Source organism: Vibrio profundi, from assembly GCF_005281835.1.
GTDB lineage: Bacteria > Pseudomonadota > Gammaproteobacteria > Enterobacterales > Vibrionaceae > Vibrio > Vibrio profundi.
Map to the genome: position 1 here is coordinate 758,676 of NZ_RZIS01000002.1, position 24,017 is coordinate 782,692.

Consider the following 24,017-nt stretch of genomic DNA (forward strand, 5'->3'; position numbering starts at 1 on the left):
TGGATGGGTAAAGAAGAACGATTTTAAGGTTTACGGAATATGTGGTTAGCAACGGCGAGTATAGGCCGAAAGTTATTGGTGTCTTTTTTAGCGATGGCGCTGTTGGTATTACTTTCCGCATTGATAGGGGTGTCAGGATTTAGCTTTGTTGCTAAGACAGAGCGTAACGTAGTGGACTCAGCTATCCCTGCCATGATTGAAGCTAGGCAAGTATCAGAGCTTAGTACTCGTATTATCTCTTCCGTACATACGCTTTCTAACGCTAAAAATGAGCAGGAGCGTAAAGCTGCTGGCACTGTACTTTTCGATCAGCTCGAATCCTTACTTCAGCATATTAAAGATCTAGGCGTGGACTCATTTGATTCTGAGCTACTGTCGAATTTGGAAACCAATGTCCAAAGTGTCATCGATACGCTCGGGGAGCTGGGTGTCTCTGTTGAACGTAAACTGTGGTTGGCGAAAGAGCTCACGTCACGCGTTGGAGAAATGCGTAAATTGGGTGAAGAGCTTGAGCAGCTAACCCGTACTCAAGTTCTCAATACCAGCACAATCGCGGTGGCAAATGTCACTCATATCTACGACTTATTAGAAACAGCCCAAACTGAAAAAGCGTACCAAGCATTAGATGCATTAGTTGAAGTCGATTTGGACTTGTCTGAACGCTTACATGAACTGCATTTACTGGCGTTTCGTATGCTTAATCAGATTGAAGAAACGCAAACTGTTACCAATGTCGAGCGTATCTATCAAATTCAATCTGATTTTGAATCCAACTTAACCATAATGAAACGACGGGTGAAAGCGGTCGAAGACCCGACTCGTTCTCAGCAAATGGCGGATCTGCTAACTGAGTTAGGAAAACGCAAAGTCGTGTTCGATATCTTGCTAAGGCAATACGAAAACGAGCAGCAATCTGAATATTTGATGCGTAATACCTTGGAATTGTTTGCTCAGTTAAACGCCACGGTCAATACCTTAGTAGACGATTCAAATCTTAGTACAACAGAAGCAGTAGAAGAACTCACAACGACGCTGAATTACGCGCAGTGGTCATTGTCCATTATCTCGATCATTGGTTTGATCATTGTGGCTTTCATTGTGTGGAGAGTAGTGTACGTTTCGGTTGTAAAACGCCTAACGGAATACTCTGCGGCGCTAATGTCTATCGCTCAAGGCCGGCTTAATATCGATATTCCGGTCAAAGGTAATGACGAGTTGGCTCATATTGGTGAAGCGATTATTACTGCGCGCAACACTGCGCAAGCATTACAAGTGGTTGCTGTTGGAGAAGCAAAAGCGAAGCGCGAGTTAGAAGACCATAAAGAGCACCTTGAAGAGCTGGTGACGGAACGTACTTATCAACTACAGCAGACTAATGAACGATTGAACGTAGAGGTAGTAAACCATGCCAAAGCGCGTTCAGCGGCCGAACAAGCAAGCCGTGCTAAATCGGCATTCTTAGCAACGATGAGTCATGAAATCCGTACACCAATGAACGGTGTGCTTGGTACTGCGAGGTTACTTAAAGATACGGGGCTAAATGCCTTACAACTTGGCTATGCCGATATTATTAACCGAAGCGGTAAAAACTTATTGGCGATTTTGAACGATGTTTTAGATTATTCGAAAATAGAAGCGGGTCATCTGGAAATCCGTATTGCGTCGTTCGATCTGCATCAAATGGTGCAAGATACTTACCAATTGATGGAAAGTCGGGCTGGAGAGAAGTCGATCGATTTCAGTTATTTTATTGAAAGCGATGTTGAAAAATATTGGCGAGGTGACGTGACTCGATTGAGCCAAATACTCAATAATCTTGTTGGTAACGCGATTAAATTTACCGACAGTGGCTCGGTCGATATTTATATCAGCCTAGATTTAGATGATTCGAAAAAGCTGCTTTTTGAAGTTTCTGATACTGGTGCCGGTATTGCTGAATCTGAATTGAACGGCTTGTTTGATGCGTTCACTCAGGCAAGTTCCGGCCATCACAAAGCGGGCGGTACAGGGCTTGGACTGGCGATCAGTAAGCGTATTATGGAAACCATGGGCGGTGAAATAGGTGTTGATTCGACAGAAGGAGAGGGCAGCCGTTTTTGGTTCTCACTGAAACTAGAGCCCGGTGAGGAAGTTCAACTTCCCGTTTTAACTGCGGATGAAGAGAGCGTCAGAGCCAAAGTTTTATTGATTGAAGATAATCCGGTGAACTGCATTGTCGCTGAAGGCTTCTTGAATAACCTTGGCCATGAGGTGGTGGTAGCGATGTCCGGGGTAGAGGCAAAAACGCAACTAGAACAACAAAGTTTTGATATTGCTTTGGTAGACATTAACTTGCCCGATTGCAACGGCACCGACTTATTGCAAGAACTTAAAACAATCGAACGGGCGAAAAGTAACGTTGAAGCTTCAGAATTAACGCCTATGATTGCAGTGTCTGCCCATGTGTTCAATGAAGAAGTTGAGAGCTATCTCGATGCAGGCTTTGACGGCTTTCTACCTAAGCCACTTGAAAAAGAAGCCTTGGCAGCATTGATAGCTGCGAAACTAGGAGGTAAGGCCTTGTTATTACCCCAAGAGATTGAAATAGAAAAGACAGCTAGGCAAGAAGCAGAGCTCACTGCGCAGTCGTTATCAAGTAAGATCATTAACTCAAAAGTGGTTGAGTCTGACCTGAAAATACTTGGGCAAGAGAAAATGAGTACCATTATTGGCTTATTTGAGTCGAGTAGCGATGACATCGTTAAACAACTTGAACAAAGCTTGCTTGATGAGAACCCAACGTTGATAAAGTCTTTGGCGCACAAACTCAAAGGTTCAGCGGGAAGCTTAGGGCTGAGTGCGCTGTTTTCTCTTTGTCGTGATATCGAAATTAGTGGCGATCCGCTGGATTGTTATCGAGCAAAACAAGGTGAGCTTAAATCTATGCTTGAGCAATCTAAACAAGCTTTGCAGGTTTATCGCTAGCCCGGTGAAACGCTGAATCGATGACAGTTTTCAGTACGAGATTTCCTTAAATAAAAATCCTCTACATGGTAGAGGATTTTTTAATTTGCTTGAGACTGATATTAGAGTGGGCATATCAAGACCAATCATTATCATTAAACATCTGTACATCTAAGGCATTAGCATCATCGTCAAATGGGTGCTCTGCACGCCCTCTGAGAAGTTCCAGCTGGTTCTCTAACATGTTCACGGTGTCGTAGTCACCTTCGGAGCATGCAATGTAAATTTGTTGCTCAAGAGCTTCGATATTGTCTCTAATCCTCATAGGAGCCTCCCAGTGAGTATATTACCGATTCTCACTGCGATTATAGTCCAGCAAATTGGATTCGATCGGTCGATTTTCTTTGCTTAGTGAGTCAATTGGTTAGCTTGATCACCCAAACTTACAGATGTAGATCCGAATTACAAAGCGATCCAATAACTTATTAGACTCTGCTCAGTTATGAGACAAATAAGTATTTCACGGTACTCTTCTATGCCGTTTTCTTCTAAGTCGATTTTGGGCAGGGAATTACATCGTGTAAGCCGCTTTGTACATACTTTTTCCATCGGGCTGTTTCGAACCGGTATGCGCATATCTGTCTAATAAGCGTATATCACATTGCATTAATCCGTATGGTGTATATAATTTACCCTGACAAAATACCATTCCATAAAGGTTGAAAAGTGAAAGTAATTCTAACGTTAATGATTGCAGCTCTTTCTTTTAATGCATTTGCACACAACGGTGCAGGCTCTGGTGTTGGTACTGGCGGGATGAAACTTGTTGAGTGCGTAGTGGATGGCAAAGCGGTGACGATGGAAATCAATGCTTGCCGTGAAGCGAAGAAGTAAAATATTCGCAGTTAGATTTGACCATTAATAGAACATTAAAAAGCCGTAAGTGATTGCACTTACGGCTTTTTTATTGGCTGATGCTTTACTCTGACTTGACTTATCTGTTCTCGAATCGGTTGTAATCTAACAGCCCAAACTCGATAGGTTGGTTTTGTTGGTACCACTTATGAACTCGATCGCTGAATGGCCAGAATTCACTTGAGCTACGTCGAATGGCAAAGCGATCCAGTAGCTTAATGTAGTCTTGTTCCGTTTTTAGGCTACCAAGTGTTTTGACTAATTCTTCGATGTCTTTCTCGTCCAGAGATAGGAACGCTGCAGGGTAGCTACCAATGACACCTCGGACAATGGTTAAGTCGTCATTGGCATAATCTCGATTACTTTCTTCATCAAATAAGCTTGAGATATTACTGTGTGCATTATTGTGCAATAAGGTAAATAGCTGATCCTCACCACTTTCACTCTTGATCATCAGCATCATGATTTGAGGAACGTGAATTAATCCTTCCCCTTTAATGTTGTTGATTGAATCAAGTAACTTTTGGTTGTTCTCACTGAAGCCTGTGTCGACGATCTTATAGCGATCACTGAGCACCGGTTCAAGTCGTTCAATTAGCTTGTCGTAAAGTTCAGATTTATAGTTTTCAGTTTCGTAAACGACGCTCGAAGGTTGATCAAATGGTGCAACATTTCGCTGTAAGAAGTCGCTTAGCTGTGTGCTTTGGTCTTTATACCAATCAGAGTGAATTTGGTGACGAACGTCTTTTGGCAAAAGGGTAATGAAGTTACTTTCACCTTCTAAGCGTAAGAAATCCATAAACATACGGGTTATTAGCTGGTGGCCAAAGTTTCCGTATACGTCAAAGCCTGCGACCAGCAGGTAGTGAATGCGTTCTAATAGTGTGTAGTCCATAATCCAAGCTGTTTTAGGCTTAGTGCCGACTAAACCTTGGACAACCGATGCACTATCGAAATGACGGAATACTGTGAGAGCAGCATTGGGGTTAACGCCACCACCTTGCCACACTACATCCGTAGATAAATACTCACCATTCTGGAACCATTGGTTACTGAACTTCGACTTGGCGTCTAGGTAACGAGCTTGCTGCGCTGCATATTTTACCCAGTTAGTGACAGGTAAAGTATTGCTGTCGAGCTCACTAGGTAGCTTCAAGTTATCTCGCTGGCTTGCATAAAACTCGTTGATTTCAGGAACGTTTGCTTTGTCTGGATCGACAAAGAATACCCAGAAACGGTCATTGATGACGTTGAGTGCTAGCTGACCACGACATACCGGACCTTTGATAAAGGCCATAATGGTGTTCTGTGAATTGTCGAGCATAAACTTAAAGCGTGAGTTTACTGGGATTGCTTCAAATGCCGTCATTGGGTTTGCGGCAACATCAATTTTGTAACTTGGTAGTTTTTCAACGAGGTAAGGCGTATCGATAAACCAAGTTTTCCAGTTTTCTAAACGTTCAGCATTTAAAGCGAATGGCATGTGTGTTTTGTCGACAATAGTGCCTTGTTCACGTACTAAGCGATAGAAAACACGATCAACTTTCGGATCATCGTATGGCCGCCTAGTGGATATTCTTTGAATTGGTTGGCCTGGCGGAGTTGCAGAGCGAACGAGTGAGAAAAAGGTTTTTGGGCCATCAAGCTCGGAAAAATATAGATGGGACAAGAATAGGTGCTCGTATATGTAACGAGCGGCTAGCTGATTTTTACGAGCACTCTTGTTCAGTAATTGCTCATATGCCGCCACCTGTTTTAGTTCTTCCTCGGAGAGAGGAAGCTTAGAGTTCATAATTGCCCCATTTTCTAGCCAACCCATAAGAGTGCGATATTCAGTCTTATCTAGGTTTGGCATCCCATAAGGCATCCCCCAAGTCGGGTGGTCTTGCTCGTATTTCGCGTATTCTTCTATTGTTGGGCAGGTTTGCTTCCTATCTACTGAAAAATCAAATCCTTCAAGTTGGACTTGATCTGGCAGTGGGTGATTTTCTTTTTGCAGTAACATTCTAGCCATCAAACCAGCATCAATGTTCGCTGCCGGGCTTTGTATACGCTCATTGAGAACTGGGTGAAAATCTGCATCACGCCATTCTTGTGTTGTGAGCGCATCTTCAAATAATCGAGTGGGTGCGGCCGCCGTAAGGCGAGTGCCTTCATAAACAAGGGCTTTGCTTGAACCACGATCTATTCCTTCTACAGAGGACATCTTTAGTTGACATGGCGCATCGTAACATGCATGACAAACCACACAGCGGTTATCAATGATAGGTTTGACTTCATTCAGAAAGTGTTGAGCTTGAGCAGAAACAACGGGAGCAGTACGTTCACGAACTTCTTGTTCACCAAAGAGCTCATCGTAGTTAAGGCCTGCGTAGACTGCACAACCAGAGAAGATACTGACCACTGCTAGTAGAAGGATTTTTTTTAGATTCATGCGCACATTTAGATTTTTGATTTTTTCTAAGTATATCGCAACCGATTGAAAATGCTCATAGTCGTGGCGTTTAGCATTCATCTAAACTGATATATGTCTCTAAAAAGACTCAACCAAGCATGGATTGGGGGTGTTGGTTGAGCCTTAGTTTTTATTGGAGGAACGTGCTAATGGTTCGTCATTTAGCAACAAATAACGGGGCCAATCATTGATTGACCAAACACAGTGAAAACGGGATGCCTAAACGTTTGAACTCGCTTATCCAACGCCATTGGTTATCTTGAAGTTTGTCACCAGGGCCTTTTACTTCGATCCACTCAAACTGTGAGTCTTTAAACGCGATGAGGTCGGGCATGCCATTTCGATAAAGCTTTAGATCACTTAACAGGATGTTAAACAGGGCTACTAATTGATGATTAGGAATCGCGGAAGATGCGTATCCAAGTAAAGGTAAGTCGATGCTATTCCAATGAACAAAAGGGTTCGCGGTATTGAGTTTTTGTTGGTATCGCTTGAAGCAAGGAGACAACCCTTCGCTCAGGATCTGCTGAGTTAAATTATCGACCAATGTTTTCCGTTTACCGACGAAATCTGAGTGGTAGAGATCCATGGGTTTATATTGATATTCATTGACGAAAGCACCATCAATGGGAGCAAAAATCGCATCCCAATACGCAAGTCCAAATAACCCATTGAGAAATTGGTTTTCAATAAAGTAAACCGTCCACCCTTGTTGCTCGTAGTGTTCTTTAACTGCGAGCTCTACTCGTTGCTGAGACAGGTCTAGCTCTAGCTCGATTGTATTTATTTCAGGATTCTTGATGCGAGAAACTTTCTTCCCTTCGATACGTGATAGTCGTTGTGATAGTTTGAGCGCTACTTCTCGTTCTGCGACATCATTAGGGGAGGATTGCATAGAAGTGACTATGTCACGCATACGGTCGTAATCAGCCAGTTTATCGTAGATACGTGCTTGTCGCTCTCGGCTTGGAGGCAAAGTCGTCATTGTGAACAGGTCGAGTGCGAAGGTGTACTCTTCTAAACGCTCAAAGTCCCGAGCGATATCATTGATTAAGCGATCCAACTTACGGTTCACATATGGGTGAGTTCCATGCACTGGGAGCGCTCGTTTAATGGCGCTGAGGCTATCTAAATTCTTTTTATCACTTTCCAGATATTCTTGTTTTAGTCTGCTGATAAACAGTAGTTGATCAACTTGTTCTCGACTATCAAAAAACCGCAGTTGCTTACTAAGCTGATAAGGTTCAAATTTGTTTAGGCCGAGGTCACTTAAGACGAACTGGCTAAGGTCTTGATGGGTGTTTGCAAAGAAAAGCGCGAGTAGAACATCAATGATTTCAGGTTGCAGTAGGCGTAGGTAAGTAAACTCAAGCTCGCCTGTAAATACTGCAGAAGAAAGTGCTTCAATAAATTGAGTCTTGCTGAGACTTTTCGAGACGCTGGGAAATAGCTTAACTAACTCTGGTTTGGTTAATAATTCACGTGCGAGTGTTTGCTCATCAATTGTGGGAGATAGAATAATAAAGTTTGCCGAAGCCAGTTGCTCTAACGCGATAGTTTGGTTTGGAATCTCTGAATAGTTGAGCTTATCGCTCCGAAACCAATATCCTTTTCTCGCCAGTACTCTGACCAACAGACATTGTGCTTGGCGATTTAACTCATTGAAGTTACTTAGCCAAAGGTGCTCGTCGCGTGAAAGCAAATCGTCATACCAAGTTAGAGCGTGTTTGGTGAGCTTTAAAAAATTATCCAGGTAATAGTCGTCAGCGAGTTGAACTTGGGATTCCATATCGTTACTACATACAAAAAGAGCTTAACCCTAAGGTTAAGCTCTTTCGTTTTGAAATCAATCTATTGTAGAGATTAAGCGTTAGCTGCTTTTAATTCTGCTGCTTTAGCTTCAGTAATTGGCTTAGTGATGAAAGCAAGTACGATACATACGCCCATCATAGCAGCTGATACTGTGTAAGCTAGGCCATAGCCACCGCCGTTAGTCATAGAGAAACCTACAACTGCTGCACCGATTGCGCCGCCAATACCCCATGATGTGTAAAGCACACCGTAGTTAGTACCGTAGTTCTTAAGGCCGTAGAACTCTGCAGTTAGAGATGGGAATACCGCTAGTAGAGTGCCGTAACCAACCGCTGCAATTGCAGTACCGATGATTAGCGTGAATTCAGTGTTGAACGTTGCGAAAAGTACCATGTTTGCACCTTGCAGGATGAATGCAAGAAGAAGAGTACGAACGCCGCCAATTTTATCTGAAAGGATACCTGCAGCAACACGGCCGCCAGAGTTAAAGATGGCTAGGATAGACGCAAGGTAAACTGCATTTGGCAGGTTTGCTTGAACGCTAGCAATGTTCGTGATGTTTCCAATGATCATTAGACCAACTGATGCAGCGAACGCGTACATTACCCATAGAGAGTAAAACTGAGGCGTTTTTAGCATTGCTTTCCAGCTGATGTCTGTTGCTTTCTTCACTTCAACTGGAGCTTGGCCAGCTTTTACTTTAGGCGCTTCTGGCGTGTAATCTGCTGGTGGGTTGTTGATTGTACAAGCAAGAGGTACTGCGATAGCAAGAACACCCACACCAAGAATCATAAACGCTGTGTTAATGCCCATTTCAGTGATCAGCATAGACGTTAACGGCGCTAGGTAGATAGCCGCAAGACCGAAGCCAGCTGCGATAAGGCCGTTAACCATACCTTTCTTAGAAGCATGGAACCATTTCATTGCAGACGGCGATAAACACGCGTAGCCGAAGCCGATACCAGCACCAGTGATTACACCGAATGTGATGTTTAGCATAAGTGGCGAGTTAACAAAGCCAGATGCAATCATACCTAAGCCTGTTAAAACAGTACCTAAGATAAGAATTTTACGTGGACCCATACGGTCTTGAAGGATACCAGCAACAAGAAGACAAACAGAGAAAGTGATAGTTGCGATAGCGTAAGGAGAAGAAGCTTCAGCTGCACTCCAGCCAAAATCGGTTACAAGTGCTTTGTTAAATACACTCCAAGCATACAGGATGCCTAGACACAGGTTGATACAGAAACCTGCTAGCAGGATGCGCATAGCTTTATCAATCTTGCTCATTTTCATTCTCGGTTTTGTCGATATTTGAATGATGGGATCAGTTCAATATGGACGGGTTAGTATTATATTTTCTCAAAATTAGTTTGCGTTTATCAACTGATAGCGCAAAAGAGCGCGGATTATAACCAATATAAATGTGATTGGAATCTCTTTTTGTGCTTTAAAGGCAATTAATTTCGGGGTGTTAAAGAATTGTTTTTATTGGGTTGTTTAAGTGTTTAATTTAAAGGGTGAGGCCGTTAATGGAAGGCGCTGCCTCTTCTTATATAAGGGATCGGGTGCGTAAATGATTATACTGGTAGGATCTGTGGTCACAGTTCACATTGTTTAAAAAATATTCATAATATTTTTAAGGTTAATAATCTGTAACAAAACCATACAAAATGCGACTTTTACTAATGAAAGCTAATAAGGACAGTATCTTTACAACTTCCAATTGTTAATACCATGTAAACGCTATTGTGCTGGTTAATGTTTGCACACATTTTGTTCTTTTTTACCTCTTGTATTGTTCAAAAAAACAAGGAAAATAGCCCGCAAAATGAGATTGCAAATATGAAAGGATGCATTTCTAGTTTTATTGTGAGGCGTTTATGATCAAGTTAATTCTAATTTTAGTGTTGTCAGTTTCTGGTGGTTTTGCCGCTGCCGACCATCTACATTCATTTCTTCTTGGTTTGTATATTTCGTCACTAGCTGTCGGTAGCTGTTACTGGTTGGCTTTCCGTAGTACTCGTTTCCCACAGTTAGCGCTTGTTTTATTGCTGTGTGGTTTCTTCGCTAAAATCGCTGTAACGGTGGCAGGTGTTAGCTGGGGAATTTCGAACGACTTAATCTCGTCACCATTTATTTTCTCATTGTCATACTTGTTCTTCTCAATTGTTGTTACTTACTTCTGGTTTGCATTCCGCGACCGAGTAGAAACGAAAAAGAAACAGAAGAAACAACAAGAGCTAAACGCTGCTGCAGCTTAAGTATTTAAAAGATTAATGAAAAGCCTTCTTCGGAAGGCTTTTTTGATCGTGCAATATAGAGCCTTCTATATCGAAGTTCCCACTCAAGGTGCTGAGAATATGAGATTGGAAGCCTAATAGACGATTCAAAGACGCTACATTAAAAAGCCCTCTAGAGAGGGCTTTGGTTTCTGTTTGTTCGATTAGCGGAATGAACGTCCTTTTATTGGTAATCTGATTTGTTTAAGGCAGTTAGCTTCGAGTTTGCGGTGGGTTCTCACATTCGATAGCTTCTTAAACATCTTTGGATCGAAGGCATCCTTCTGTTTAAGATCACAACATAGATCATCAATAAGCTCTCGCGTCACGCCCCACATTGTGAACAGATGGACATATTGACGAACCTGCCCGTCAATTTTGGCGGTTTCTTTAGCTAATGAGTAACGGAAGATAATTTCTTCGTTTGGCTGGCAGAAGATCAATGACAAAGATAGAGGCGTCCGCTGGAGCCAAAGCCCTTCAGGCAAAGCGTGGCCTTGATTTTCATGCCACTGCGCCACTTCTTTTAGCTTCTCATGAGCGTACTTCGCCATTTCTTGCCCATACATCGCTAACTCAACTTGTTTTTGATAACTGTTTCTCGCGAAGTACTCCCACAGTACCAAAGGCGAAAGCCCATTTCTGGAACCTGCGAATGTCGTGTCAGGTGAGCCTATATATTCAGGGTTGTCAGGTGGCGACACCATGAACTTTTGCTTGGTCATATACACACCGGTTGGCCAAGGTGCACCTGGCCATTTATGCCCACTTGTGACAATGGAGTGAATCATCGAATTATTGAAATCAAAGTCTGGCCCAGTGAAGCCTCCTTCTTCTTTGAAAAATTCTTCGTATTGCCCCGAGCTTTTTGCCATTTTAATAAAAGGAACATAGCTCGCACCAAGTGCGCCATCAACGTGAATCCAGTAGCCGGTTCGCTGTTCCACTCCTTTGCTGGGATCGGTCTTATCAATGGGGACGGTTCGATCTAGTAAGCCGTATTTTTCTAATGTGGTTTTCAGCCTGTCAGTGACTTGTGTAACGTCATCATAAGCGCCTTTAAAGGTTGTACCGCAATTGAGCACCACTAGTATCGGATAACCACGTTTTGCAAAAAACTCGACGTATTGGATCAGCTTATCAACATCGATCGCGCCAGAACCTGCTGGTAAAGCTTGAGTTGGCTGTTCCGAAGGTACTTCCGTGGGCCAAGGTTCATTAGGTGAGACGGGATTTTCGTTTGGATATAAACGGTTACCTAGCTCACCGAAGGTATCTATCTTTTCTACAGCCATCGCTTTAACGATGGAGTAGTGTGTATCTTCAGAGAAGAAGGCGACTGGGGTATAGGCATTTGGGTTGTGATCGGGAGGAGAAGGGTAGTGAGCGTAAAGTTGGCTGTTAGAAACTGTTGTACCGGATTCGTCCTCGCCACGTATTTCCTCTTCTAGCAACATTACTCCACTGAGGTAATCTCGGGCATTGAGCATGGCGTAGAGGTTTCCCTCGGTACTGCCCATGGTTAGCACATAGCCCCAGTAACTTTCAGGGTTGCCTGGCTGAAACTCGCCTTGTTCATCTAAATATGGCCCTTGCGATGGCCAGTTCGCATTCCAAAGTGAGGCATAGTAATCAAGAACTGAGCGTTCGACGCATTTCGTATTAATGGTGTAATTGCCATTCACAAATGGGTCGCCAACGTTGTTTAAGCTAACGTTCAAAAATGGTGCAAGTCGGTGTTTGTACTTGATCCTTTCTTCGGTTTGATAGCCTAAAAAGTGGCTCTTTTGCGTATCAACAAATGCCTGAATTTGCTGGTAGGCGTTATCTTGCTCAAGGGAGGTTTGCCCGGTTGCAGGGAGCTCTATATCGAACCCATTAATGGCATGTTCGGCATAGTCGAAGTCGTAATTTCTATCATCGTAAACTTGAATGGGGTCTGCACTCGGAGGAGAAACTTTTCCGATCGCATACTCGGGTATTTGTTCAATCCAGGGCGTTTGTTTCGGCCCATATTTTATCTCTTTTTTAGTCATATTTAGCTCCAAAAATTTAATATAGTTTTTATTCGGAACGAGGTGCGATTGCTAAATCGCTGCCTAGCCAATGCAGACAAGCTGCATAAAGTGACTATAGTTTGGGTGATTTTATAAATGTGACTTTGATTCCAAAGTGTAAGGTGGCTTGCAAAAATGGGCTGTTTTGATGAGTGGTTAATTAATAACCAAATAAATGCTCTAATTTATGGCTCGTTTCATTGCTTATTGACGTTCTATCCGCTAGTTGTTATGTGTGTTTACTTGCATATTTGCGATGTGAATGTATCAGTTGGCTGGGCGGCTTATCGGTTGAACTATCCGTGTGGGTTGATCTAAACCTAGGCGAGAATAATAAAAACAAACTGAACTTCGCTCTTAACTTCAGGTTGAATAACCAAGTAAGTGAGGGATCTGTTATGAATTTAGGCTTTAAATCAAGGATATATTTAGGTGTAGGGGCACTGGTCGCTGTATCACTCATTGTGCTCGGGACGCTCAACATGCTGTCTATGAAAGAAAAAATGGTGTCCGCGTTAGTTTCTAAAACGGAAGACAAGCTGAGCTTTCATGTTACTGAACTTGAACAGATGATGGACTTTAAGGTCAATGCGATAGAGAAAGGCGCAGCAACCTTTAATAACCAACTTTCGGAATCTGAAAACCAGAAATTAGTTAATTTACTGGCTAATAGCTCCGCGATCTCAAATGTAATCATGACTTATGAAGATGGTCGGACGTATATGTCGCTGAGTGGCGACAAGCCGGATTTTCGGACTCGCGATTGGTACAAAAACGCTCGAAGGGCTTCAGGTGTTGCTTTAACCGAGATCTATCAGGATCAAGTGACACAGCAAAAAGTGGTAAGTGTCACTATGCCTGTTACCCAACAAGGAAAGGTAATTGGCGTACTGCTGGGTGACATTCAATTAGGGGATATCATCACCGCCGTGAGTAACATGCGTTTTGCTGGAGGTGCTGCGACGCTCACAGACAAGAATGCAGTGTTCTTTGCCAGTGATGATCCAACTGATATAGGGCGAACGCCTTCTCAAATTAGTTCCAATTTCATTGAGATGGAAAAGGCTTTCTTTAACCAAAATAGTGGTCACTTACAATTCCCATATTTGGGCATTCAGTTTGATGGTTACTTCCAGCGCGTGAACTTGACCGGTGATATGTACTGGACATTGATGGTGTTCGTTGACCAAGACTCTGCGCTCACCGGCGTGTTCGCAGCGATGAACAGCTCTTTGATCACCGGTACGATCCTGTTACTTATTAGCCTTGGTTCGATCTCTCTTATTGTTCATTACGCGTATAAACCAGTGCTTAAACTTAAACATGCAGTGCTTGACCTTTCCCAAGGTGACGGTGACTTGACCCAAAGGTTAGAAGTTGATGGCGATGATGATTTGGCAAAAATTAGCTTAGGGTTCAACCGGTTTGTGGAAAACCTCCAGGACATGATGCTGCATATCTCCCAAGCTAGCCAAAATATTTCGGTGAGTATTAACCAACTCGGAAGCACCGCGAAAGACAATGAAACGCAATTAGTGACTCACTCAGCCGAAACTGAGCAAGTTGTTACCGCGATTACAGAAATGAGTGAAAGTGCCCGAACCGTTGCGGAAAATGTACATCAATCTAATCGGATTACTGCTGAGGCAAGCAAAGAAGCGCAATCGTCATTAAGTATCGTAAACAACGCCGTAACTACCGTGAGTGCGCTGGTATCTGAAGTTGATGATATGTCGAATAGCATCATCAGAATGAACCGAGACGCGAACAAAATCAGCAATGTTCTAACCGTCATCGGCGAAATCTCCGAGCAAACTAACTTACTTGCTCTTAATGCTGCGATTGAAGCGGCGCGTGCTGGAGAGCAAGGGCGAGGCTTTGCTGTAGTAGCAGATGAAGTAAGAGCCTTGGCAGCGAGAACTCAAAATAGCACCACCGAAATATCAGATATGTTGAGCCAGTTACTAGGAGGTACGGAAGGCGTAGTAAAAGCGATGGAAGCAACGAAACGTCAATGTCAGGAGACAGCGGAAAAAACCTCTGAAGTATCCGATAGCCTAACCTTGATGAGTGATTCTGTACGTGAGATTGATGACGTCAGCATTCAAATTTCGGCGGCAACCGAGCAACAAAGTACCGTTGCCGAAGAGTTGAGTCGGAACATGCTCTCTATTCGCGATATCGTGGAGTCATTAGTGAGCAGTGGTCAGCAAACCGTCGAAGCGGGTGAAATGCTACAAGAGTCGAACGAAGACTTAAAACGTCAGGTGGCTAACTTCAAACTAGGTTGATCTTGTGGGCTCAGGTGCTTAGCCTGTACCTGAGCCTAATTCTTTCGTTTATTAGCTCTTCCATATAGCTGCACGTGTTCTCAATACTTCCCTAGAAACTATTCCGATCGAATAAGCGTGACTTTAGAGCCTATATAATTTTCCACTTCAATAAAACCTCATCAGAAACCTAGACCATAGTCGTACAGATCAATCGTCGCTTTCTAAATAGAATGAAATGGTTCAAATGGCCAGAAGGGAATAGAAATGGAAGTCGGAATTTTTTGGGCAGAGAAAGGCATGCTGCTTCTAGGTGCACTATTTGTACTGACTAGTGTTATGCAATATGGAAAGCGTAGCCAGGACTGGAAAGGTGTTATCACCATGTTTTACAAACGAATTCCTATGAGTGTAGCTGAATATAAATGGTATCGCTTAGGCATTGCTTTACTTGTTTTCGCCGTTATTTTGCGTTTTGCTCTACTTATTTTATGGCCTTCTTATCAACTTTAATGGTTATTTTATTCGTTTGGTCGATACTCGAAATTAGTATTGGCCAAATGAAATCAATTGGTTACACAACTCCCTACTTTTAGTTTCTAATTTTACACTTCATTTACCTTAAAATAGCGGCTGCTGTTCTATATCTGGTTCTAAAACAATCTGTTACACTGATATTTATAAGTTAAATTATTAGTGGTGGATGAATGTCGTTTCCTGTTCTCATTTGTGATGATTCCGCGCTTGCTCGTAAGCAAATGGCGCGCTCTCTGCCAGCAACGCTTAACGCTGATATAACCTTCGCTGTTCATGGGCTTAATGCTTTAGAAGAGTTGAGTAAGAATCAGTTCAAATTGATGTTTCTCGATCTGACCATGCCAGAGCTTGATGGCTACGGCACATTAGAAGAGATGCAAAAGTTAGGCGATTCGACACCAGTGGTTGTTGTGTCTGGGGATATTCAGCCCAAAGCTCAAGAAAAAGTGATGTCGCTAGGGGCAAAAGCCTTTTTGCAAAAACCTATCGATAAAGAAAAGCTTAAAGCAGTCCTTAAAGAATTAGTCGAACCTCCTCAGCAACCTCAAATTGTTGCTCCTCAACCGCTCGATCTACCAATTCTACGTAGACGCGATATTTATATGGAAGTGGCAAACGTCGCGATTGGTCGAGCTGCCGATGCTTTGGCTCGTCACTTTGATGTATTCGTTCACTTACCATTGCCGAACGTCAATATATTCGAAGTTAGTGAACTTCATATGGCATTGCGAGACCTAGCGGAAAACGACCAAGTTTCGGGGGTTTGCCAAGGGTTTAGCGGAGAAGGCATCGCCGGTGAAGCGTTAGTGCTGTTGAGTGATTCCAGTGTGGCGGATCTTAAGAAGTTAATGAAAGTCCCAACCGACAGTGAAGAGCTTGAAGAGCTAGAGCTGTTGATGGACGTTTCTAATATCTTGGTTGGTTCATTCTTGAACGGATTAGGCGAACAGTCTGAGGTGAGGTTTTTCCAAAGCTCTCCGGTGTTACTCGGCCAGCATATTTCAATTGACTCTGTTATCGCCAATACCGCTGGTTCTTTCCAAAAAACCATGACGTTTGAGGTTAGTTACAATATTGATGGCACCTCGATCCGCTGCGATTTATTATTTATGTTTGTCGATGAGTCTTTGCCGTTACTAGACAACAAATTAGCGTATCTAATGGAGGAGTTCTAATTATGCTAAATCTCCCAGCAGAATTTGAGCAATTTCACTGGATGGTGGATATGGTACAAAACGTTGATATGGGACTTATCGTCATTGATAAGGACTACAATGTTCAAGTCTGGAATGGCTTCATGACGCACCATAGTGGAAAACAATCACACGATGCGATTGGAAAATCTTTGTTTGAGCTGTTTCCTGAAATTCCCGAAGATTGGTTCAGACTTAAAACTAAGCCTGTGTACAATTTAGGATGTCGAAGCTTCATTACCTGGCAACAACGTCCTTATTTGTTTAAATGCCGAAACGTACGACCTGTGACGCAGCAAGCGGATTTCATGTACCAGAACGTGACTTTGAATCCTATGCGGACACCTACCGGGCAAATCAACTCGCTATTTTTATCTATTCAAGATGCTACCGCTGAAGCTTTGATATCTCTGAATGGATAATGACTTAGCACTGTAATCCAACTATTGTTTAAGCCAAGGTAAATACCTTGGCTTTTTTGTAGGTAGAAGTTGGTGATAAAGGGATTTTTAATGGAGCAAACGCGAATAAAACTGTATACCGCAGAACAAGTAAGACGTGGTGAGATTTTGGCTGCGAAACGAGCTAGCGTGCCGATGTTTGAGTTAATGGAACGAGCAGGCGCGGCCATTTTTAATGTCTTAAAGCAGCAATACCCCAAATGTAAACATGTCTTAGTGTGTTGCGGAAATGGTAATAATGGCGGCGATGGCTTTGTTGTCGCAAGGCTCGCCAAGCTAAGTGGACTGAGGGTTAGTGTTTGGCACTTAGGCGCTGTTGATAAGCTCAAAGGGGATGCAAAAAGAGCTTATGAACAATGGTTAGAAGTTGGTGGTGAGATCCAGAGCGATCATACGTTAGAGCAAACGGTCGATCTCGTTGTCGACGCGCTACTTGGTACTGGCTTGAACGGTAAAGTGAGACCGAATTATCGAGTTGTCATCGAAGGTATTAAACAATCTGGCTTACCAGTTCTTTCTATTGATGTTCCTTCTGGCCTGAACTCTGATACAGGTGTAGCTCTTGGCTGCTGCATAAAGGCTTCTTACACCGTTACCTTTATAGGACGAAAATTGGGCTTATACACGGGCCAAGCTCGTGGCTACACGGGGGAGATAGTTTTTGATGGGTTAGGTGTGAAGAACAACTTTGAGCATCTGGCTTCGACTTCTTCTTTTTTAGTCAGCTTTGAGTCAATCAAATCCCTAATTCCAACTCGCAATCGCACAGCTCATAAAGGAAGTAATGGTAAGTTACTATGTGTGGGTGGGAGTGAAGGGATGGGCGGCGCAATACTGCTCACTACAGAAGCTGCACTTAAATTAGGGTGCGGTTTGGTATGCACTGCCACCTCACAAGCCAACCTAAATCCGTTACTTGTACGAACCCCTGAAGCGATGTCATGCAACTGGATTGATTTGGAACAGTTTGAGGGAAGAATGATTTGGTCAACAGCATTAGCGATTGGCCCGGGCTTATCCACTAACAAATATTCTCAAGAGCTTTATCAGTTAGTTGCCACTAGCAGATTACCTAAAGTGGTCGATGCAGACGCTCTTAATATACTGGCAGAGATACCCACTATTGATGATCAGCGTGTGCTAACTCCACACCCTGGAGAAGCCGCTAGGTTACTTGGTGTGTCAGTGTCCGAAATTGAAGAAGATCGAATTTCTAGCGTTAAGCATCTTCAGAAGCGGTATGGTGGTGTGGTTGTTTTAAAGGGAGCAGGAACGATCATATATAACGGAGATGAGCTGTATATTTGCGCGGAAGGGAACCCAGGAATGGCAACCGGTGGAATGGGGGATGTTCTTACGGGAGTGATCGGTTCTTTTCTCGCACAAGGGCTGAGTGTAGAAGATGCGTCATTACTCGGTGTAATGGCGCATAGCTGTGCAGCCGATGTGTGTGTAAAGAGTATTGGCGAACAAGGCTTGCTCGCCAGCGAGGTTATCAATTCAATTAGAGCTTTGATAAATCGGGTGTAATCGACCCAAGGTTAGGCTATTTGAGGCAATGACAAGGTTAAAAATTGTAATGGCCGCCAATCGATATGTAGCTAGCGGTATAATCTAATCCAAGGTCTTGATATGTGTAGTCCAAAGAAAAGGTAACGTTAGACCATGGGGAAGTCATGCTAACCCCTGCATTTATGTAAGGTTTGATGCTTGTTTCTTCATTCTCCGTCTTGGAAAATGTCGCATTATCATAAATGCTCTCGCTCAGCTTTACGTTACTGATACCACCAGAAGCATACAACGTAATCAACTTGTTTAACGGTTGGCGAGCTATTCCCCCGGCTGAAAGTGCAGTGTATGACACTGATGTGTTTGTATCTTCTACACTGTCAACAAAGTCATTTGGGCTTGTCACCATATCGGTATAACTGAATTCTAATCCGAAGAAATGGGAGAAGTAATAGTTGAATTTAGCTCGGCTGGTAAATCCGGACTTTGATACTTCCCCGTTGTCGACTTGCGAAACTCCAAGATCGTAGGCGAATTCATATTGATTCGATTTAGCGCTAGCATTAAAAGAGCAAGAAAGTGCTAGTGCACTTAGTAGGGGGAGCAAGCTGTTACTTTTCATATAGCCTCTTAATAGAAATACAAATATGGTACGAGAGACTGTATTCTATCAGGTTTTGGTATTGCGTTCCATAAAGGGGTTGTTGGCTTATATGTTAATTTATACAGCGACGATGCTACTTTTATTAAGCGTGCCGAGGAAAGACCATAGGCACTAGTTAGGTTGCCTCTCGCTCGCAGAATGCACTGCTTTAGCTGGCTAAAACATCAAATAGACCCCTGCAGAGACTGATGTTGCACTTTCTTTATTGGGAAGCATTTGGTAGGTCAACGACGCGTCGAGCAATAGTGGGGATCCCAGCGGTGCGAACTTTATTCCTGCAGTGGCGTAGGGCTTGACGCTGTCTTCACTAGTGGTTTCCGCAGCGTTCGTAGTTGTGTTCCAGCGAGTGGTTTCAGATGAGATGTAGCTTCCACCACCAGTCCCATAAATATTAAAGCCTCCCATTCCGCGTTCAACCTTTAGGCCTAAGCTGTAAGAGTCGTATTTAGATGAAAAGCTTGTGCTGTTTGCTGAAACGCTGCTATTGAGGGTTTCGGTATGTCTATAACTGATGTCGATGGCTAGTAGATCGTTTAGGTAATGGCTATAGCCTATTTGCCCGAAGTAGGCCGTTTCAGATTCAGAACCATCTGAGATTATGGTCGCACCGACATTGGTATTGATGACACCTGGCCCGGTTTGGGCGAGCGTACTGCCACTTAAGCCACTAAGGAACAGTCCCATTAGATATACATATTTTGATTTGCTCATGTCTTCAATTCCCTTTTTAAGCTTTGATATTTGCCTTAAACCCAATACAACCATTTATACGGCCGTTAGATCGGCGTTGCGGCAAGCGAATTCCTCTGTATGAAATACAAGCAAAATTCAATCCATAGTGATCAATAAGCTAAGAATAGTGAATATTGAGGTAAAAAAGTCGAAATTTTTTTGAAGTAGTTGGAGAAAAATTTAGGGAAAAGAGCGTGATTGTGTTCACGAAATGTTCGCTAATAGCGCGGTTGCTGATTTATTGTACTCGCAGTTCGTGGTTGCGATAGCAAAGGATTGCGCAAGCGTTTTACTTTAAGTTGATGATTTTTCAGGGGAGAGGGTAAATATATGGAAAGTTTAGGAATTGTAGGTATGTAATCTTCCGTATGGTATCACAAAAAAAATGAAAATATCAGACTTGCTGTTATTAAATCACAACCTATAATGCTGAAAACCGGAGCGTCTGCCAACGCTCCGGTTTTTTTGTGTCCGAAAGAAATGTAACTCCGTCTGCCAACGGTGTTACAACGCACATTGCGAGTGACACATATACTAATGAATCAAGGAAATACACCATGCGTATCGAACAAGAACTTAAGTTAGGTTTTAAAGATGTACTGTTTCGCCCTAAGCGTTCAACACTGAAAAGCCGTTCTCAAGTAAATTTAACCCGCGATTTTACATTCAAGCATAGTGGCCGTCAATGGTCTGGCACACCTGTTATTGCAGCCAATATGGATTCAGTAGGTAGCTTCGAAATGGCTACTGAGCTTGCGAAGCACGGTGTAATGACAGCAATGCACAAGCACTACACAATCGAGCAGTGGGCTGATTTTGTAAAAAATGCTGATAAAGAAACACTTAACAAAGTTTTCGTTTCAACTGGTACATCAGAACGCGACTTCGACAAAACTAAAGAAATCCTAGCGCTAAGCGAAGACCTTGAGTTTATTTGTATCGATATCGCGAACGGTTACTCAGAGCATCTAGTTGAATTCGTACAAAAAGTACGCGCTGAATTCCCAACAAAAACTATCTCTGCTGGTAACGTTGTAACTGGTGACATGTGTGAAGAGCTAATCTTAGCAGGTGCAGACATCGTTAAAGTTGGTATTGGCCCAGGCTCAGTATGTACAACTCGTGTTAAGACTGGTGTTGGTTACCCTCAACTTTCTGCAATCATTGAGTGTGCAGATGCGGCTCACGGTCTTGGCGGTATGATCATTGGTGACGGTGGTTGTGCATGTGCTGGTGACGTAGCGAAAGCATTCGGTGGCGGCGCTGATTTCGTAATGCTTGGCGGTATGCTAGCAGGTCACGAACAGTCTGGTGGTGAAGTGATTGAAAAAGACGGCGAGAAGTTCATGAAGTTCTACGGCATGTCTTCTGAGTCGGCAATGGCTAAGCACTCTGGTGGTGTGGCTAAGTACCGCGCTGCTGAAGGTAAAACTGTTTTACTTCCATTCCGTGGCGACGTAAATGACACTATCTCAGACATCCTTGGTGGTGTGCGTTCAACTTGTACATACGTAGGCGCAGCAAAGCTTAAAGAGCTAACTAAGCGTACTACTTTCATCCGCGTACAAGAGCAAGAGAACAACGTTTTCGGTAAAGAGTAATTTGATGACTCTTCGGAAAATACGAAATATTAAGAGCCGCTTTTAGCGGCTCTTTTTTTGCCTGAAAATCGTAAAGTGGCGACAAAGTGGCGACAAAGTGGCGACAGCCAGCGAAAAAATTTTTTGTGGCGACAACTACAAGTTAGCGAGTGGGTTGTGAGTGATAGCTTCTGATAGGTGATCTGGAGCGAAGTGAGCATAGCGCATTGTCATACTAATATCTGCATGGCCAAGGATATCTCGTAGGACAAGAATATTCCCCCCGTTCATCATAAAGTGGCTGGCGAATGAATGGCGAAGAACGTGAGAAGCTTGGCCAGAGGGAAGGGCAATACCGAGTTTATTCTTGAGGATGTAGCAAAAGGGTGTGTAGCACTCTTCGAACAACTTACCTGAGGTTGGCTTATAGATCTCGTGATAAAGCGCTTCAGAGATAGGTACAGAGCGATTCTTCTTAGTTTTAGTGTTGGTATAGGTGACTTTGTATTGAGTGAGCTGAGAGCCGTTAAGCTGCGCTGCCTCGTTCCAACGTGCACCAGTGGCAAGGCAAAGCTTAACTATCTTGAGCATATCCTCTCTAGTGTGCAAAGCGACTAATTCTAATAGCAAGGCAATTTGCTCTTTATGTAAGAAAGCCATACTGCGCTCATGATCTTTAAAGGGCTTAACTTCCTCAATAGGGTTGGGGAGTTTCCATTCTCCGAGTTCCTTCAGCTTACTGAAAACAGCTTTAAATCTAGCAAGCTCAGAATTCAGTGTAGCGATACTCGGTGCCCCTTTTTGCCATCGGCCATCAACAAAGCTAATTTGCCCATGCATGCGCTGACTGCGAAAATCTGAATACAGCTTAGCATTGAGAAGGGTAGCAATTGGGTTATCCATAGCATCACACATCTTTTGCAGCTTGCTATAAATAGGGGCTCCGTTAGCGAGAGTGGCGCCATAGCGAGTAAACCAAATGTCGATAAGCTCAGTTAACCTGCGATGGTCAGGTTTAGTACCTTCCCAAGGCTTTTCCTCAACTGCACGCATAACAAACCGCTCGTAGGCAGCCGCTTCACCTTTGGTCGCAAAACGCTTTCTTACTCGCTTACCTGAACGACCATTTGGATAGCATTCACATAACCAGGGCTTTTTAGAAGCGTTTTTTAAGTTGCGGGTAGACATAAACAAAATACACCAATACTGTGTTTATATACAGTTTAATGGGTCACTCGATATCAGGCAATGTTTGAATGTTTAAAAACGAACATGTGAGTGCAGTGTCGCTTAATAAGGGCTAAGTGCTATCCAATATGTTACTATGTGCACAATTGATAGAATGTCACAAGATTATGAAATATCAGGGTAATATCTAAAATGGAATGGGTGATTTACGTCGCAGAAGCAACAACAAATAACTTGCTTATTGGACTAGAAAGAGGCATCTGGGGACACAAAAAAATATATAAAACGGTTAACACAGATAAAGTACAAGAAGGCGATATCTTGTACTTTGTGCACCATTTGACGTTTATGAAGGATGAAAACGGGAGAGTGGTGAAAGGTGCTCCAAGAGTCGATGCTAAATTCTATAAAGGTTCGATCGCTACGTTAATAAAGGCACGCGTAACGAAAGCTTTTTATGAAGATGACTCTAAGGTATGGCCGGATGATACTTACCCATATAGGTATCATTTTGAAGCGCTAGAAAAACACGAGAATATTCCGTTTGGAGAGGAGTTTTTTTCTGAGGACTTTGTACAAGCGGTACAGGTTTCGACGATGAGAAAGGGTTTAGCGATTGAGTTAAATAACTCTCCTGGTCATATATATGCCCCAACTGACAATATTGATTTAGAGCACTTTGAAGGTACCCCTGTATATAAGAGTCATGTGGTAAGAGAACGGAGTCAAAAACTGGTTAACGCAAAGAAGCGGGCTGTTAAATCGGCGAACCAACGATTGCAATGTGAAGCGTGTAGCTTCGATTTCGAAAGGGTTTATGGTGACAGAGGTATAGACTTTATTGAATGCCATCACAAAAACCCATTGGCAGAGTCAAATGGCCAGAAAACTAAACTTGAGGATCTTGCATTGCTGTGCTCCAACTGTCACAGGATTATACACCGAAGCAGACCGTGGATCTCAGTGGATAGATTAAAGGAAATCATCAATGAAAGAGCTATCTAAACTTCAGAAGGAATTGGAGTTATTCGCAAAAGAGCGAGACTGGGATAAATATCATTCGCCTAAGAACTTGGCTATGGCGTTAAGTGGTGAAGTGGGTGAGTTGGTAGAACATTTTCAATGGCTAACCGAAGAGGAAAGCCAGAACTTAACTCAGGAACAAAAAGACGCTATTAGCGAAGAGATCGCAGATGTATTTTTGTACTTGCTGAGGCTGGCTGACAAAACTGGTATCGACCTTCAGGACGCGAGTACTAAAAAGCTGGCTATCAACGCGCAGAAATATCCAGTCGATAAAAGTTATGGTGTTTCAACAAAGTATACAAAACTCTAGTTAGCTTGATGTCTGTCATAATAAAACGCGTTATAACGTTATGAACAGCAATACATGATTGTAATCTGTTGATAGAATGTATG

At 43.0% G+C, this 24,017-nt stretch carries 19 protein-coding genes; 11 read left to right on the plus strand and 8 right to left on the minus strand.

Going from position 1 to position 24,017, the window contains the following annotated elements:
* Positions 1 to 39 precede the first annotated feature (39 nt).
* On the plus strand, positions 40 to 2,964 hold the full coding sequence (gene torS / locus ELZ11_RS08320) for a TMAO reductase system sensor histidine kinase/response regulator TorS (protein ID WP_137356913.1): 2,925 nt from the start codon (positions 40 to 42) through the stop codon (positions 2,962 to 2,964).
* 115 nt (positions 2,965 to 3,079) lie between these two features.
* Here torS and ELZ11_RS08325 read toward each other — a convergent pair whose 3' ends face one another.
* Positions 3,080 to 3,268: a hypothetical protein gene (locus ELZ11_RS08325; RefSeq protein WP_137356914.1), complete on the minus strand. Its 189-nt coding sequence runs from the start codon at positions 3,266 to 3,268 to the stop codon at positions 3,080 to 3,082.
* Between the two features lie 401 nt (positions 3,269 to 3,669).
* On the opposite strand from ELZ11_RS08325, the gene ELZ11_RS23780 reads away from it, so the two are divergent.
* A complete protein-coding gene (locus ELZ11_RS23780) occupies positions 3,670 to 3,837 on the plus strand; it encodes a hypothetical protein (protein ID WP_167494651.1) in 168 nt (55 codons plus the stop codon).
* A gap of 100 nt (positions 3,838 to 3,937) precedes the next feature.
* Here ELZ11_RS23780 and ELZ11_RS08330 read toward each other — a convergent pair whose 3' ends face one another.
* The 3 genes from ELZ11_RS08330 to ELZ11_RS08340 form a co-directional block, all read right to left on the minus strand.
* Complete coding sequence (locus tag ELZ11_RS08330) at positions 3,938 to 6,292, minus strand: fatty acid cis/trans isomerase (RefSeq protein WP_137356915.1); 2,355 nt, start codon at positions 6,290 to 6,292, stop codon at positions 3,938 to 3,940.
* Between the two features lie 205 nt (positions 6,293 to 6,497).
* Entirely contained in the window at positions 6,498 to 8,102 is a 1,605-nt protein-coding gene (locus ELZ11_RS08335) for a VRR-NUC domain-containing protein (protein WP_137356916.1), read from the minus strand.
* Between the two features lie 74 nt (positions 8,103 to 8,176).
* Positions 8,177 to 9,415, minus strand: coding sequence for an L-lactate MFS transporter (locus tag ELZ11_RS08340; protein WP_137356917.1), 1,239 nt, complete (start codon positions 9,413 to 9,415; stop codon positions 8,177 to 8,179).
* Positions 9,416 to 10,011: 596 nt separating this feature from the next.
* On the opposite strand from ELZ11_RS08340, the gene ELZ11_RS08345 reads away from it, so the two are divergent.
* Positions 10,012 to 10,389, plus strand: a complete 378-nt coding sequence (locus ELZ11_RS08345) for an NADH:ubiquinone oxidoreductase (protein WP_137357044.1) — start codon at positions 10,012 to 10,014, stop codon at positions 10,387 to 10,389.
* Between the two features lie 182 nt (positions 10,390 to 10,571).
* Here the strand turns inward: ELZ11_RS08345 and ELZ11_RS08350 are convergent, their stop codons facing one another.
* Positions 10,572 to 12,443 (minus strand): PLP-dependent aminotransferase family protein, encoded by a 1,872-nt coding sequence (locus ELZ11_RS08350; protein WP_137356918.1) that lies wholly within the window; start codon positions 12,441 to 12,443, stop codon positions 10,572 to 10,574.
* Positions 12,444 to 12,862: 419 nt separating this feature from the next.
* Between ELZ11_RS08350 and ELZ11_RS08355 the strand changes: the two genes are divergently transcribed.
* The 5 genes from ELZ11_RS08355 to ELZ11_RS08375 all read left to right on the plus strand — a co-directional run bounded on the left by ELZ11_RS08355 (position 12,863) and on the right by ELZ11_RS08375 (position 18,455).
* Positions 12,863 to 14,755 (plus strand): methyl-accepting chemotaxis protein, encoded by a 1,893-nt coding sequence (locus ELZ11_RS08355; protein ID WP_137356919.1) that lies wholly within the window; start codon positions 12,863 to 12,865, stop codon positions 14,753 to 14,755.
* Positions 14,756 to 15,001: 246 nt separating this feature from the next.
* On the plus strand, positions 15,002 to 15,247 hold the full coding sequence (locus tag ELZ11_RS08360; RefSeq protein WP_137356920.1) for a hypothetical protein: 246 nt from the start codon (positions 15,002 to 15,004) through the stop codon (positions 15,245 to 15,247).
* 194 nt (positions 15,248 to 15,441) lie between these two features.
* Positions 15,442 to 16,446 (plus strand): response regulator, encoded by a 1,005-nt coding sequence (locus ELZ11_RS08365; protein WP_137356921.1) that lies wholly within the window; start codon positions 15,442 to 15,444, stop codon positions 16,444 to 16,446.
* Between the two features lie 2 nt (positions 16,447 to 16,448).
* A complete protein-coding gene (locus ELZ11_RS08370; protein WP_137356922.1) occupies positions 16,449 to 16,886 on the plus strand; it encodes a PAS domain-containing protein in 438 nt (145 codons plus the stop codon).
* A gap of 90 nt (positions 16,887 to 16,976) precedes the next feature.
* Entirely contained in the window at positions 16,977 to 18,455 is a 1,479-nt protein-coding gene (locus ELZ11_RS08375; protein WP_137356923.1) for an NAD(P)H-hydrate dehydratase, read from the plus strand.
* Positions 18,456 to 18,492: 37 nt separating this feature from the next.
* Here the strand turns inward: ELZ11_RS08375 and ELZ11_RS08380 are convergent, their stop codons facing one another.
* Both ELZ11_RS08380 and ELZ11_RS08385 read right to left on the minus strand, forming a co-directional pair.
* A complete protein-coding gene (locus ELZ11_RS08380; RefSeq protein WP_137356924.1) occupies positions 18,493 to 19,056 on the minus strand; it encodes an outer membrane protein in 564 nt (187 codons plus the stop codon).
* 198 nt (positions 19,057 to 19,254) lie between these two features.
* Positions 19,255 to 19,809: an outer membrane beta-barrel protein gene (locus ELZ11_RS08385; protein ID WP_137356925.1), complete on the minus strand. Its 555-nt coding sequence runs from the start codon at positions 19,807 to 19,809 to the stop codon at positions 19,255 to 19,257.
* A 578-nt stretch (positions 19,810 to 20,387) separates the two neighbouring features.
* Between ELZ11_RS08385 and ELZ11_RS08390 the strand changes: the two genes are divergently transcribed.
* A complete protein-coding gene (locus tag ELZ11_RS08390; RefSeq protein ID WP_137356926.1) occupies positions 20,388 to 21,431 on the plus strand; it encodes a GMP reductase in 1,044 nt (347 codons plus the stop codon).
* Positions 21,432 to 21,566: 135 nt separating this feature from the next.
* Here the strand turns inward: ELZ11_RS08390 and ELZ11_RS08395 are convergent, their stop codons facing one another.
* Entirely contained in the window at positions 21,567 to 22,598 is a 1,032-nt protein-coding gene (locus tag ELZ11_RS08395; RefSeq protein WP_137356927.1) for a phage integrase, read from the minus strand.
* 192 nt (positions 22,599 to 22,790) lie between these two features.
* On the opposite strand from ELZ11_RS08395, the gene ELZ11_RS08400 reads away from it, so the two are divergent.
* Both ELZ11_RS08400 and ELZ11_RS08405 read left to right on the plus strand, forming a co-directional pair.
* Positions 22,791 to 23,603 (plus strand): HNH endonuclease, encoded by an 813-nt coding sequence (locus ELZ11_RS08400; RefSeq protein ID WP_137356928.1) that lies wholly within the window; start codon positions 22,791 to 22,793, stop codon positions 23,601 to 23,603.
* Positions 23,587 to 23,934 (plus strand): nucleotide pyrophosphohydrolase, encoded by a 348-nt coding sequence (locus tag ELZ11_RS08405; protein ID WP_137356929.1) that lies wholly within the window; start codon positions 23,587 to 23,589, stop codon positions 23,932 to 23,934. Before ELZ11_RS08400 ends, ELZ11_RS08405 begins: the two co-directional genes overlap by 17 nt.
* Positions 23,935 to 24,017 lie beyond the last annotated feature (83 nt).